A 14,368-nucleotide genomic window follows, 5' to 3' on the forward strand; every position below is an offset into this window, starting at 1 on the left:
ATGCTGCTCATAATCCGTGGGCTCCCTGAAAGTCCTCGATGGCGAGTGGGAAAAGCGCTTTGAAGGACCCCTTAGGGAAACACAACAATCTGCAAGTATATCGCCATATGACGACTATTTGCAAATTCCTATTTTACATACAATGCGGACTGCAACGCTCGCGAATATCAATAAACGCTACAGCCCGCAATTAATCACGCATCTAGAACTACTTATTCATGATTTGCGCTAAAGACTTAACTCTAGGCAAGTCAAATAAGTTGTCTAAAAGAACAGGATTACAATTAGCATCAGCCAAAGGAATACGCCAATTTGGATATTCATCATTGGTACCAGGCTGATTTTGAGCACGATGCTCACCCGTTGCATCAACAATGGATGCAGCAAGCAGCTTGGAAGGAGCAGCTTTAAGTGCTCGATATAATGCTTCTACAATCTCTTGCTCATGCTCAGATTCATTTTCTAGAGCCTTCTTGTCTAAGAAACCTCCAGAAACAAGCATTTTCAGCATTGCATTATGCTCTTTAACAGCACCAGCGCGGAATTCTTCTACGGATCCCGAAAGAAGATTCAAACGCTCGCGAATATTAACGTGCTCGTAGTTTAAGTATCCTGCAGCAGGTGGCAAATCGTGAGTATTTACAGAAGCAAGCGTCATTTCGCGCCACTTCTTAGGCTCGCGGAATGCACCATCCCTCTGTTCAAACCACTCAACCGTGCATCCAAGAACCTTATTCTTAGCCAAAACTTCCAAAGTTTCAGCTGGCACAACACCAAGGTCTTCTCCAACTACAACACCATTTGCGCGCGTAGCTTCAATCGCAAGAATGCCAAGCATAACGTCTGCATCATAGTAAACGTAAGCTCCGTCACCTGGAGTAGATCCTTCTGGAATCCACCATAAGCGGAAAAGCCCAAGAATATGGTCAATTCGCACAGCGCCAGCAGACGCAAACATTCCGTGAACCATATCTTTGTACACTTTAAATCCAGTGCGCTCAAGCTCGAATGGATTAAGCGGAGGCTGAGACCAGTTTTGACCCTGCTGATTGAAGTAATCAGGAGGAGCACCTACGCAAGCACCATTGGCAAATCGCTCTGGATTCCACCAAACCTCGGAGCCTGCAGGATGCACGCCAACAGCCATATCCGACATAATGCCAATGCGCATACCCGCATTTTTAGCTGCAACTTGAGCATCATGCAATTGCGTAAACGCAATCCACTCAAGCCAACGATAAAACTCTAGAGTATCTGGGAATTGTTTACATAAAGCGCTAATCTCATCGGAATCTTTAGTAAGATGCTTCTCCCAGCAGTCTTCTCCCTTAGGAGCACCCCACTTATCGTAGCAAAGGCACCAAGTTGCATAAGATTCAAGACGCTCACCCATGTCCTGCTTAAATGCTTCAAATTCTTCGGAGCGTTCAGCAGAAAGTCCAGACTTAAAAATAATCCACAAAGCATGCATTTTTACTCGCCACATGGAGTCACGATCAACAATTTGAGCATCATTATTAAGAGGCTCTACTTCGTTATGAAGATCGTCAACAGTCTTACGATCCTTATCATTAAGCGAATCATATTCTGGAATTATTTCTGGGCGAATATAGGTTACATTAACCATTCCTCTTGCGACTGGCAAATAAGGAGACGGCGTTAATGGTGCAACTGGTTCACCTGCATGCAATGGGTTTACAAGCACAAAATCTGCACCTGTTTTTTTCTTTGATTGCACAAGAAGATCAGCTAAATCTGCGTAATCGCCAACACCCCAAGACTTAGAAGAACGAATGGAATAAAGCTGAGCCATCCATCCCCAAATCTGCTTTCCATCTTTTTCAAGCTTTTCTAGAGTATCAATGCTTTCTGGAGCACTAATAAGTGACGCCTCTTCTACTCGATCCGCAACGCTTATTCGTAGAGTGTGATACCCCATAGGCACGTCTGCTGGAATTGTCAACAAAGAGCTTGCCACAAAAGTGCCATTAACAGGGAACGCAACATCATCTTTACATGGAGAAATCTGCAAGTCACCTTGGTACTGTTCTCCATCTTCCAATATCAAAGTTGCTGTAGGATACTCCAAAATACCTGTGTTGATTATAACAGTGTCTTCTTTACCAACTGTATGCAACACCGTTGGAGCAACTAAACGTGTATGACGTTCCAAAAGAATCTTCTGCATTGATTCTTCAATCGCTTTATCAGTACTTGCATCTACGCACAGAGAGCGCAATACTTTTACAAGCACGTTATCAGCAATCTGATGTTCTATTCCATCCGATCCAACGAATTTGGAGCGCACTCCCATTAACTCAGCCAAACGCCTTAATGGGCTTGTTTGCTGAGTACTTTCTTCATTTTTATTGTTCATAGTTTCCATCGTAGTATATATGTGAGTTTTTTATGCAAACGTATGCAATTATTGTTTAATTTAATTTTACACTCAAGACTTATCTAAATTTTTTTATTTATTTAAAACTTTATTTATTTAAAACTTCTAATGCGGCAGAGGAAACATCTGGGTCTTTGTCTTTTGACAAAGCTATCAATGTTGACTGCGACACACCAGGATTAAGCGCCACTGCTCTTCTTACCATTGCGGAAAGTACTGGCGAATCCTTACTTTCTTCACCTACACCAAGTGAGGCTAAGTAATCTAATGTTTGTGCCCCAACGCCTTCGGTTTGAGCACCCTCGAGACGCATTTTCCATGATGTCTGCGGATTGCACAATGCAGCATCTCTAACTTCTCCGCAAGAATCTTTAGTAAGTCTTCCTACTAGCCAATTTTTAGCATTACGATTTTTAGCAACAGCTAAACGAACGTTATCAGATTTATCCTGTGAAAGTTTAACCAAAATATTAGGGAATGGCATCACTGTTGCTAGATGAATACGATCTTCTTCTGGAGTATTTATGTTGCCTGCTACAGCTTCTAGTAATGCCGTAGCCCTAGAAAATTCTGCTTGATCTGCTCTATCTGGGAGTTCTTTTACAGCAAATTCGTGAAGCTCTTTAGAATTACTGGAGTGGCGTAAACGCTCATAAATAGATGTCAAAGGCTCATAAATTTCATGAGAATCGTCATGAGAATTACTATGCGAATCATCATTGTGTTCAAGATTATTTTGATCTTGTATATCACTCATAATCTACTCACCAACCTTTTAGCTACCAATATCCAATATAATGTATCAGTTTTACGACACAAATTCTAAAACCGACAAGGTGAGAAAAACTTTATCAGGAAATCCTACTGTAAACACCACATGATTTAGGAATTATTATAGCTGAAAATGTATTTTTTACTGATTCTAAAAATCTGTCTGACTCTTCAAAAGGAACACAAACCTTTAAATCTACAGAAATTCCGTATTCTTCATCCATAATTTCTGCGTTATGTTTTAACAATAAGCTTTTAAACATTCTTAGCTGAGTATATTCGACTTTGCAAGAAAAACAATTACATTCTATGATATCTGCCATTTTGCTCGACTGTATAGCGCCAGCTGCTGCATGTGAATAAGCGCGCATCAATCCACCAGAGCCAAGCAAAATCCCACCAAAATAACGCGTAACTGTTACAACTGTATCTGTAAGATTAGAAGCCCTTACAACATCTAGAATAGGTTTCCCAGCAGTACCTGAAGGCTCTCCGTCGTCACTCATGCGCTCACACAGTCTGCCATTATTGTCTCCGCACACAGCAGCATAAGCCACGTGCCGCGCCTTAGGATGTTTTAGCCTAATAGACTCTACAAAATCTATTGCTTCTTCAAGAGTTGTTATATGGCAAGCATCTGAAATAAATTCAGACTTCTTTTCCACGAAGGCAAAGTGCGCAGGATTTTCGCATAAATCAGTTACGGTTCGCATATTATTCATACTTAATATTCAAATCGTTTTCAATTCAAACAGTTTAAACGCTATCGATAAATCATACGAAACCGTTAGAATCACAAATCACGATTTATCGTATCTCATTAAATGATCTACAACATCAACAAGTTCAGCAACTTTCTTGTCGGTAACTTTTTGATCTGAAGCATTTTGCGCCGCCTCTAAAGCTTTTGAGATTTCCTGATGAGCAACTATAAGAGCAACAGCTCTAAGAGCTGCAGTAGAAGCAGAAAGCTGCATAAGAATATTTGTATAATCTTCTCCCTTTTCGATCATATTCTCAACAGCATGAACCTGTCCACATACCCTATGTAGACGAACCAACATTTTTTCTTTATCTATGTTGTAGTCGCTCATATAAAACCTCGTAGTATAAACAGTACTTCTTACATATTGTCTATATCAAAATTGTGCGTTGTATAGTATGCATGCATAAACTACGCCACGTCAATAAACTATATCTATAGAAAACGATATCTATAGAATAAATTATGCATATTATACAACGCAACAATTTTATTTGTATTTAATATTTTGTTAATATACAACGCGATATATATTTTTTCCCAAAACTATAGCACCAGCAATAAGTAATACTGCCATAGAAAGCATCAAAACACTCTCAATTTTTATACCAGCATTAAATAAAGATGTGGCACTTACAACACCTGCACGAGCATGCCTGCGCTTATTCCTTTTTGTATTTGTATACTCTGATTGGCTTTCTGCAAGAAACTCAGATCCTAAACCAGATGCTCCTTTTTTAAATTTATCATCATTCTGTTCATCAGTATTTAGGTTGGAAACCGCTGCAGAAGCTGCTTTCTTTGTTGTGCGACCATCTTTTTTATCACTATTCGTATTGCCTTTATGCACAGTTACACTACTACCAGAATCTTTCTTAGATGACTTATCTGCTTTATCACTGTGAACATTTTTGCTACTCAAATTCTCATTATCGGCATTTTCCGTATTCTCTGCATTCACAGATTTATCTGATTTACCAGCACTACCAGCGTTTCTTGCATTATCTGATTTACCAGCATTATCTGTGTTACCAGCATTCCCAGCATTATCTGATTTACCTGATTTACCTGCGTTTGTTTTATCTACTACGCCAGCATTATTTTCTTTATCACTTTTATCGACTTTGTTACTTTCATTATTCTTTTGCGAAGAACCGTTTACATTTGTATTATCACTATTAACAGCAGAATGAGAATCAGAACCACTCTGAGAACTATCTGCATTAATATTGCTATTTTGTTTACCTTCAACATCACCAGTTTGCTTATGTTGTTTTTGCGAACCAGCATTTTGACCACCTTGATTCTGCGCAGTTTGGGTACTATTGCCTTGACTTTGTGTATTTTGATTAGTATTTGGCTGCGTATTTGACTGAGTATCTTGTTTATTATTTTGTTGCGCACCTTGATCATGAGAGTTTTGCTTGTTGACGATATTGTCTACAACAGCGCCTCCAGCAGACGTTTTTGGATCTATCTCATTCTTAGTGACTTCACCAGATTCTTCTACTTTATTATCATTGTTGTTTACTTTATTATCATTGTTATTCGTAGATACGTTATCACTTTTATTACCACCATTCGGCTTCGCATCACCACTTGGCTTTACATCACCACTCGGCTTATCACCACCATTCGGCTTCGCATCACCACTTGGCTTTACATCACCACTCGGTTTATCACCACCATTCAGCTTAACGTCACCGTTCGGCTTCTCATCACCATTTGGCTTATTACCATTTGGTTTCACGTCATCATTTGGTTTTACATCTCCGACACTCGGCTTAGACCCACCATTCGGCTTATCACCATTCGGCTTTGCGCCACCACTCGGCTTTACATCACCAGCATTACCTGCAGAATTATTATTTACTGTTTTATGCTCTTCTTTTTCTTGAGTAAATATGCTTCTACTGTCTTCATCGTTAAACGCTGTTTTAAACGCTTCTGCTCTAGAAGAACCAGGGAAATCATATACAAACACATACATTCCACTTTCGCCCGAATTGCCAGACTTCAAATTAACAATATCGGCAACTTTCTTTCCAAGCTCTGACTCTTCTTTTTCATTACCCTTTTCACTATTGCCAACAGCACCACTATTACCAGCGCCATCCGCAGAATCTTCCTTTAGCATCACTTTTCCGTTAGCAATCGTATAAACGCCATTTCTAAGCGGAACTGACCATTCGCCAATTTTCTTGTGATTATCGTCTTCCTCAGGCTCTTTATCTGATTTTGGATTTAACTTACTCATAGACTCTTTATCAACAGTGCCATTTTCATACCCAATCCACCACAAGCGAACTTTCATATTTTCATCGCCATCAAATCCATACTCTTTATTGCCTTTAAACATTCCGTAATCTTTTGGCGCGCCACTAACAACAATCGTATCTGATACTTCATTTGAATCTTTATTTTTAGCATTTTTAACATGTTTTATGTTTACTTTTGCCATATGAGTTAAAGTAGATTGTGCTTTACCAAAACCTTCAATAAAATCACTAGAAACAAAATCTTTAACGTCATTATCTTGCTCATTTTTAGCAATAGTCCAAACCCATGTACCAAATAGTCCAGCATCTTGTTCACCAACTTTATATTCTGTTGCTTTTTCAAGATTTTCTGGTTTCATATCTCCATTTGTTACATGAACAACTGTTTTAGCTTCTTCACCTGATTTAGTAAAGTAAACGTCACTTGCACCTACTTGTCTAATGCTAGAATCAGCGCGCAACTCTTTTATGTAGTCATCTACGCTACTACCCACTGCACGTTCTTTTAGAATATTTTCATACGATCCTACAAAGTAGTATCCGCGCGCACGAATCTTCTTATTTTCAATCCAAGGCTTATTCTCTTCGTTATTAACGCTACTTTTTACATTACCTTCTACAGAATCGCCTAGTTTTAACTTTTTAACTTCAGATTTTGATGTAACAGCTGGGTAAAAATCTCTATGCGCATCAATAGAAATTGAACTATCAATATTATATTTCACAGGAGATTGCGACAACCTAAGCAAGTAGCAACCGCTTTTTGTATCTCTTCTCTCCAAGTTTGGAAGATAATATTCGCCATTAATATCAACTTTGCCTTCTCCAGACGCAACCCAAACAAATTCATCTGAATAATCTTTGTCTGTACGTATAAAACCTTTGCGTTCTGCTTTTAATTCATTATTGTTGTAATAATAGTTATCTTTGAACATAATATTTCTATTCGATGCAGTTATTTTAAAATCAACACCGTCATCACCGTTATATGCTGTTCTTAGAACTCCTTCTGCTTTTACTTTTATTTCACCAGAATTGCCTGAAGTCCCATACAAATTTTCAAATGAAACTTTTGTAGGAATTTTGCTAGCAGCTTCATTCCAAAGTTCATCAGCTTTAGCAGCTATTTCACTAAAATCTTTAGTACTGGTGAACGAATGCTGTTTCGCATTATTCCATTTGTCTTTATCTTCAAAATGTTCATGAATAGCATAAGCAATTGCGACTCTGTCTCTATAGTCACCGCGCCAATACTTTCCATTAACGCTCAGTTTTATCATCATTGCAGCAATCGCAACATCACGATTATTTACTACAGGACCCCAAGAAGTATCTGCAAACGCGTTTCCAGACTCATAAAGATCAACGCAATATGTAATGTCGTCATTAACTGAATACAATCTATGGTCACCTTCAGCTCCGCAACCATAGTAATTGCTTATATACGTAGGAATATCGTCAAACGCATATGCTCCGCTAATTACACCATTTCCAACAACAATTGCAATAGTCGCCAGCAACGCTGTCAGTAAAGAGAACATTCGCGTGCGCTTATTGCGTAAAAAGATTGGAATCTTTTTACATACATGTTTTCCCATATCAACTCCTTAAACGTTGTTTTCTCTTACGTGACAAACGTTTTGCTAGCCACGATGAACGAAAAATCGCTCATGCTCTAACTATGATTTAGGGATTTAATTATGTAAATAAAAATTTATCAATGTGGTTAAAGCCTATTTTAAAGGCGACTTATCCACAGAGTTATCCACAATTCTTGCGGTTGCTGGCGACTATCCAATGAGGAACAGTGGTTATAGCCCAAAATATCTCAAGGAAAAAAAATTGTAATTACGGGAATCTACCCAAAACGCAAAAAGCTCTAAATCACTGAAAAATCAACGATTTAGAGCTAAAACCGCGGAGTCAGAGAGATTCGAACTCTCGAGCCGCTTACACGACTAACACCTTAGCAGGGTGCCCCTATCGGCCACTCAGGCATGACTCCACTTTGTAGCTATTCAAGATAGCAACAGATTCAGACTATATCACCTCTTGAGGACGTGCACAATGCTTCAGCGACACACCAAACACACAAAAGTGGATTGAATAGCCAAACAGCAAAATTTATGCAGGATTATGGTCTCCTGAAAATGTAATCGCAACAGCCAACATAACTAGAGCCATTCCACAAACATCAATCCAAGTTGGCACTTCTCCAAATCCCATTCCAACAACTGCAGCAATAGCAGGATATAAAGCCTGCATAACAGAATATCTTGCCGAAGACACGCGCTTTAAAAGAACTTGATCCAACAGCGTAGGAATAAAAGATGCGCATATCGCAATAACAACCATCAAAGCTAAAAGCTTTATAGAACCGCCAGACTGTGCAGCCCAAGTAGCTCCTGGCTTAGGGTATATAACATGAGAAATCGCAGGAACTGCAAGTACGCTAGACTGCAACAACCATCCAATTAAAATAGCTACACTAACTCTGTCTATAGCATTAGAACCTCTAGCCAACATTCGCCCAGAGACAATATACATTCCCCACATGGATCCGCCAATAAGAATTGCAACTAATCCAACAAGAAAATGCGGACTTTCATTAGAACCCATAGAAGCGCTTGCAAGAAGCACGATTCCACACGCGGCAATAACTATACCAATGCGCTCACGCCACGTTTTACCTGTTATAACAGCAACCATAAGCGGTCCTACAAACTCGATAGTAACTGCGACCCCCACAGCCATACAGCTAATAGCTAAATAGAACATGGTGTTCATAAGAACAACGGAAATTCCTACTGCAACAACAATTAACCATTCTTTTAACGTTTTAGGCAAAGAATTGTGCGCGCGTTTTTTGTGCGAAAAAGGTCTTCTCCAAGCAAGTAAAAACAAAGTCATAAATCCAACGCGATACCACACAGAATACAACGGATCGAGCTGACTAAACGCGACTTTCGCTATTGATGTTGCTAAATAAACCATCGCCGCTTCTACAACAACAATCAGCAAAACAGGCATGCGATTTAGCGCGTTCACTATGATTTGTTTCATACAGCATACCCTACACGGCAGTAGTTATATTTGCATATTTTGACTATATTTTTCGTAAAATTTATTGCGACACACTATAGATAAAATCGAACGTTTGTTCTACCATAAATCCATGAGCACAGCACCTCGAGTTACAGCAGCTAAACGCGACTGGGGGCATGACACATCTGGCTGCACAATACTTCATATCGATATGGATGCGTTTTACGCATCACTCGAGGCGGCGCGTAATCCTAGGTTACTCGGTAAACCTGTGATTATTGGTACAGGCTCGCGCTCCGTAGTTTCGGCAGCCAGCTACGAGGCACGTAAGTATGGCGTGAATTCAGCTATGCCTACAGCGCGAGCACGAAGCTTGTGCCCTAATGGCATTTTCTTGCCGGTAGATATGCCATACTACGTTTCCATTTCATCTAGGATTTTTAAGGAGGTTTTTTCAAAAATCACAGATAGGGTTGAACGAGTCTCTGTAGACGAATGTTATATGGATGTTAACTCCGCACTTTTACGCTGGCATTCGCCTATTGTTATAGGCGAATGGATACGAAGCGAAGTCGCGCGTAAGTTTCATATCACCTGCTCAGTGGGAATAGCATCCAATAAATTAATAGCAAAAATGGCATCAACAAATGCAAAGCCAAATGGAATGCTGGTTGTCCCCCAGAACCGCAACGCTGACTTTGTGTCAATAATGCCATTACGAGCAATACCAGGAATTGGACCAGCTCTGGCAAAAAAGCTAGCAGCATGGGGAATAAATAGTATAGAAACACTAAGAAATATAGATGAAAAGACTCTGGAACGAATTGCTGGCTCTAAGATTGTTGCACAAATGCTTTATAACACTTCGCGCGGAATCGACAATCGGCAAGTCATGCCCCATGTTCCAGAAAAATCCATTGGTACAGAACAAACTCTCAATTCTGACACCACAGATATTGCAGCAGTGAAAAACCTGATCAGGCACTGCTGCAATGACGTGGCGCAAGAACTACGCAAACGCAATATGGCAACCAAAACTGTCACGTTAAAGCTACGATTCAGCGATTTGCACTATGTTACTAGATCTAAAACGTTAAGAAACGCAACGGATTCTTCCCATGAATTATATAAGCACGTTGACTCATTGTTAATGGATGCAGACCCTATAGTACACAATCATAAATTAGGCGGAAATAATATTTGCTTATTAAGCCCAGTTAGGCTGGCAGGAGTAAGCGCTAGTAATCTTGTGAAATGCAGCAAAACTTTCATTCAGCCAACTATTAATGACATTCTTGAAGAAAGCAAAAGAGAAACCGTAATAAACAACGATACATACAAAAATTCAACATCAATTAGAGAAAACGCAGTAAAAAATACTTATGCACGAATAAGTCACGCAGAACATGTTTTAGATGCTGTAAGAGAAAAATATGGAAACAATGCGGCGCAACTAGGTATTTAAGCATCTCTTTTAGGAAGAGCAGCTACACGATCTTCATCCCAGCCAGATGGACCAGCTTCTTGCGCTCCACCTAAATCACCAAGTTTGTTAAAGTACTCTACTGCAGCGTCTTTATACCATTCCCACTCTTCTGGAACATCGTCCTCGTAGAAAATGGCTTCTACAGGACAAGCTGGTTCACAAGCACCACAATCAACACATTCATTAGGGTTTATATAAAGCGTACGATCGCCTTCATAAATGCAATCAACAGGGCACTCGTCAACACAAGCTTTATCCTTAACGTCAACACAAGGTTCTGCAATAACATAAGGCATAACAAACGCCCCCCTTCTGCATTCTTTTGCTCTAATGAAACAATTTAACTTTTCTATTATAGTGCAAACACGGCGCGCAAAACTAATTGAGTCGACACGCGTAAAACCGCATGCCGACTCAACGTGATTAGAATCAATAAATCTAAAAATAAGATAATATCTTAATTCAAGATTTTATAATCAATTATTACCTGTCTCTTGAGCAGCTTCTGCACGAGCCTGGTCTTCAGATTCTCCCTGAGCCATCTTTTCAGCTGCAACAGCATCTTGAGCAAACAATGACTCTACAGGAACACCAAGCTTCTTAGCCTTGCGTAACTGCCTTCCAAGCAAAGAATTGCGGTAGGAATAGCCGAAGTATACTGCAAAGCCAATCGCAAGCCAAATCGCAAAACGAATCCATGTAAGCACGGAAAGGTTTAGCATAAGCCAGAACGTAGAAAGCGCAGCAAAAATAGGCAAAACTGGATTCCATGGAACCATAAAGGATCGGTGCAAATCTGGTCTACGCATACGCATAATCGGAACACCAGCAGAAACGAGCAAGAATGCAGAAAGCGTACCGATATTCACCATATCAGAAAGAATTCCAATATCTAATGTAGAAGCGATTATAGCAACTACAATGCCAGAAACAATCTGAATACGTGCAGGAATGCCGCGTTTGCTAACCTTAGAGAAGCTACGAGGAAGAAGACCATCGCGGCTCACAGCAAACACGATACGCGTAAGACCAAGAAGAAGAACCATAACAACAGTTGTTAAGCCGATTACAATGCCAAGAGAAATAATCTTTGCTGCCCAAGTTGCGCCTACAAGCTCAAAGCTTGTAGAAAGAGAAGGAGCCTCTTGCTTAGCCAAATCCTTGTACGAAACCATGCCAGTTGTAACAACAGCAACAAGAATGTAAAGAACAGTCACAATCAAAAGACCAAGACCAATGCCCTTAGGAATGTTCTTGTGTGGGTCCTTAGTTTCTTCTGCCGTAGTTGCAACAACGTCGAATCCAATAAATGCAAAGAACACAAGTGCTGCGCCAGAAAGAATACCAGTAACACCGTAAACAGCTGGCTGCATGCCAGTAAGCCATTGCCAAAGCGGCTGGCTCATTGTGCCAGAAACGTGGATTCCCTTAACGCTAGCAACATCTGTTGCAGGTGGAACGAATGGAGTGAAGTTAGAAGCCTTAATGTAGAAGAATCCAACAACAACAACGAACAGAACAATACCAATCTTCAAGATTGTTAAAGCGCCATCAAAACGAGCAGAAAGCTTTGTTCCAACAACAAGCATAATCGTAAAGAATGCAACGATAACTACTGGAGCAAGATCGAAAGTAAAATTACCCAGCTTTACAGAAGTAGATACATTAAGACCAAACAAGTGCATTAAATCGTTAAGATAAACGCCCCAATATTTGGCTATAACGGATCCTGCCATAAGCATTTCCAGAATCATATCCCAACCAATAATCCAAGCAATAAGCTCGCCTACTGTAGTATACGTAAAGGTGTATGCAGAACCAGCAACAGGAATCATCGAAGCAAACTCCGCGTAGCACATTGCAGCCGTTCCGCAAACAATACCAGCGATGATAAAGCTAATAATAACTGCAGGACCTGCGTGGAACGCTGCAGCCTGAGCACCAACGGAGAAGATGCCAGCACCAACAGCCACAGCTACTCCCATAACGGCAAGATCCCATGCATTTAACGTACGCTTAAGATGGCGATCACCATCCATTGTTTCTGCAATAGTCTGTTCAACAGACTTTTTTCTCCATATTTGCATAATCCAACCTTCTCTAAAACTACGTCTAAAACATTCCATATAAGGGTATATATGTTATTAATAGCAAAAAATACAGTTCAACACACATTAAGTGCCATCAAACAATAATTTTTACGATATTAAAAGAGCATAGTACTGTGTTCAGCGGAAAATCACAACATAAATCGCGATTTATTATGTTAAATTATGCTAAATTTGTGTTAACAACTTACATTAACAATCTAAGTTAATGCCGATTAGAACAGGCTCTGGAACAAGTTTTACTCCAAAAGAATCATAAACACCATCTATGATTTTGCGCGCTAAATCAACAATATCTTTGCATTTTGCGTTATTGCGATTGGTCAATGCCAAAGTATGCAAAGAAGACAACCCAGCCTCACTTTTTATACCATTGTTTTGCGTAAGCCTAAATCCTTTATGGAATCCTGCATGATCAATAAGCCATGCGGCAGAAGTCTTAACACCCTTAGATCCATCTGGCAAAGTGGCGTCAAATCGCGGAGCGTCTTCTGGAAGCAAATCTGCCTGAGATTCTGTCAAAATCGGATTCATAAAGAAACTTCCACAACTATGACGATCGGCATACTTAGAATCGCCGTCTAACAAATCTCCACAAACATAGTCTTCATTTTGAAGACTAATCGCAGACTCAACACCGCTCTCGCTTTTTGCGTAGCACATCCACTTATTTGCGTAACGCATAGCATCTTCAAGCATGCCCTTAGACGCTCTAACGCGCAAAACTTCGCGACGAATCTTAGATGTTTCCATCCTATCGCCAACTTGCACGCCAAGCGCGTGAGCAAGCTGAGAATGAGCCACAACACCCGTTTTTGAATGCTTTAAGCAAAAAGTAACAGATAAAACAACATATCTAGGCGTTGGGAAGAAGCAATCGGCAGCAACACCAGGCGCCTTATACATGCTTTTTTTAAGAACAGACGTGCGGTATCCAAACTTAAGATCCGCAAGATTCATATAAAAAGTTGTTTTATCTTTACGATCCCAAACTTCTACACATTCAACGCTTTGCGCCACTTCCGCACCATATGCGCCAATGTTTTGCACAACAGATGCCCCAACAGTTCCAGGAATACCAGATAGCGCTTCTACGCCTTCTAAGCCAAGCTGAATCGTATGCGATACAAAATCATCCCAATTGCATCCTGCTTCTGCACTAACGTGAACTAAACAATCTCCACTATCCTTATCAACGCCATCTTCGCTAGGAGCCGCCTCATCTAAAACACAAATTTCACGCCGAGCATCGCGCACAACAACTCCGTTAAACAACTCGTCGCTAACGAGCATATTAGATCCACCACCAATAACACACAATGGCAATCCCGCACAATCGGCATCTTCTACAGCTTCAATAACAGCCACCCTGCTATTAGGCTCTACAAAACGAGCAATACTACCCCCAACCCCAATTGTTGTAAGGTCTGCGAAAGTTGGATTATCAGATTTCGATAAGGATGATTGCATACTCATATGCCTAATCCTAACAGCACTAAATAACAAAAAACCCCGCAA

Annotated in this window: 10 protein-coding genes and 1 tRNA gene; 1 reads left to right on the forward strand and 10 read right to left on the reverse strand. The window is 40.2% G+C overall.

All coding sequences use genetic code 11. The features are described 5' to 3' along the window. Positions 1-208 precede the first annotated feature (208 nt). The 7 genes from malQ to HXT46_RS05820 form a co-directional block, all read right to left on the reverse strand. Positions 209-2,377 (reverse strand): 4-alpha-glucanotransferase, encoded by a 2,169-nt coding sequence (malQ, locus tag HXT46_RS05790; RefSeq protein ID WP_004116056.1) that lies wholly within the window; start codon positions 2,375-2,377, stop codon positions 209-211. Between the two features lie 109 nt (positions 2,378-2,486). Then, complete coding sequence (locus tag HXT46_RS05795; RefSeq protein WP_004138770.1) at positions 2,487-3,155, reverse strand: hypothetical protein; 669 nt, start codon at positions 3,153-3,155, stop codon at positions 2,487-2,489. Positions 3,156-3,249: 94 nt separating this feature from the next. After that, complete coding sequence (locus HXT46_RS05800; protein WP_020759949.1) at positions 3,250-3,891, reverse strand: IMPACT family protein; 642 nt, start codon at positions 3,889-3,891, stop codon at positions 3,250-3,252. A gap of 78 nt (positions 3,892-3,969) precedes the next feature. After that, positions 3,970-4,263, reverse strand: a complete 294-nt coding sequence (locus tag HXT46_RS05805; RefSeq protein ID WP_004114342.1) for a metal-sensitive transcriptional regulator — start codon at positions 4,261-4,263, stop codon at positions 3,970-3,972. 180 nt (positions 4,264-4,443) lie between these two features. Continuing rightward, positions 4,444-7,809, reverse strand: coding sequence for a hypothetical protein (locus HXT46_RS05810; RefSeq protein WP_421785897.1), 3,366 nt, complete (start codon positions 7,807-7,809; stop codon positions 4,444-4,446). 320 nt (positions 7,810-8,129) lie between these two features. Then, a tRNA-Ser gene (locus HXT46_RS05815) sits at positions 8,130-8,216 on the reverse strand. A gap of 119 nt (positions 8,217-8,335) precedes the next feature. Beyond that, entirely contained in the window at positions 8,336-9,274 is a 939-nt protein-coding gene (locus tag HXT46_RS05820; RefSeq protein WP_004114330.1) for an EamA family transporter, read from the reverse strand. Positions 9,275-9,386: 112 nt separating this feature from the next. Here HXT46_RS05820 and dinB point away from each other — a divergent pair, with 112 nt between their 5' ends. Then, entirely contained in the window at positions 9,387-10,721 is a 1,335-nt protein-coding gene (gene dinB, locus HXT46_RS05825; RefSeq protein ID WP_004573715.1) for a DNA polymerase IV, read from the forward strand. Here the strand turns inward: dinB and fdxA are convergent. The 3 genes from fdxA to HXT46_RS05840 form a co-directional block, all read right to left on the reverse strand. Further along, the gene (fdxA, locus tag HXT46_RS05830; protein WP_004114327.1) at positions 10,718-11,038 is read right to left on the reverse strand and encodes a ferredoxin; all 321 of its coding nucleotides are present in this window, start codon (positions 11,036-11,038) and stop codon (positions 10,718-10,720) included. The two genes, dinB and fdxA, sit on opposite strands and share 4 nt — an antisense overlap. Positions 11,039-11,218: 180 nt before the next feature. Next, positions 11,219-12,829, reverse strand: coding sequence for an APC family permease (locus tag HXT46_RS05835; protein ID WP_004116076.1), 1,611 nt, complete (start codon positions 12,827-12,829; stop codon positions 11,219-11,221). Between the two features lie 213 nt (positions 12,830-13,042). Then, positions 13,043-14,326: an FAD-binding protein gene (locus HXT46_RS05840; RefSeq protein WP_101886617.1), complete on the reverse strand. Its 1,284-nt coding sequence runs from the start codon at positions 14,324-14,326 to the stop codon at positions 13,043-13,045. Positions 14,327-14,368 lie beyond the last annotated feature (42 nt).

This window comes from Gardnerella sp. DNF01204 (assembly GCF_049244145.1).
In the GTDB taxonomy this organism is placed as follows: domain Bacteria; phylum Actinomycetota; class Actinomycetes; order Actinomycetales; family Bifidobacteriaceae; genus Bifidobacterium; species Bifidobacterium vaginale.

Excerpts from the sequence above, each read along its gene's own strand:
- malQ (WP_004116056.1), bottom strand. The coding sequence starts at position 2,377 with ATGAACAATAAAAATGAAGAAAGTACTCAGCAAACAAGCCCATTAAGG.
- HXT46_RS05795 (WP_004138770.1), bottom strand. The coding sequence starts at position 3,155 with ATGAGTGATATACAAGATCAAAATAATCTTGAACACAATGATGATTCG.
- HXT46_RS05800 (WP_020759949.1), bottom strand. The coding sequence starts at position 3,891 with ATGAATAATATGCGAACCGTAACTGATTTATGCGAAAATCCTGCGCAC.
- HXT46_RS05805 (WP_004114342.1), bottom strand. The coding sequence starts at position 4,263 with ATGAGCGACTACAACATAGATAAAGAAAAAATGTTGGTTCGTCTACAT.
- HXT46_RS05810 (WP_421785897.1), bottom strand. The coding sequence starts at position 7,809 with ATGGGAAAACATGTATGTAAAAAGATTCCAATCTTTTTACGCAATAAG.
- HXT46_RS05820 (WP_004114330.1), bottom strand. The coding sequence starts at position 9,274 with ATGAAACAAATCATAGTGAACGCGCTAAATCGCATGCCTGTTTTGCTG.
- dinB (WP_004573715.1), top strand. The coding sequence starts at position 9,387 with ATGAGCACAGCACCTCGAGTTACAGCAGCTAAACGCGACTGGGGGCAT.
- fdxA (WP_004114327.1), bottom strand. The coding sequence starts at position 11,038 with ATGCCTTATGTTATTGCAGAACCTTGTGTTGACGTTAAGGATAAAGCT.
- HXT46_RS05835 (WP_004116076.1), bottom strand. The coding sequence starts at position 12,829 with ATGCAAATATGGAGAAAAAAGTCTGTTGAACAGACTATTGCAGAAACA.
- HXT46_RS05840 (WP_101886617.1), bottom strand. The coding sequence starts at position 14,326 with ATGAGTATGCAATCATCCTTATCGAAATCTGATAATCCAACTTTCGCA.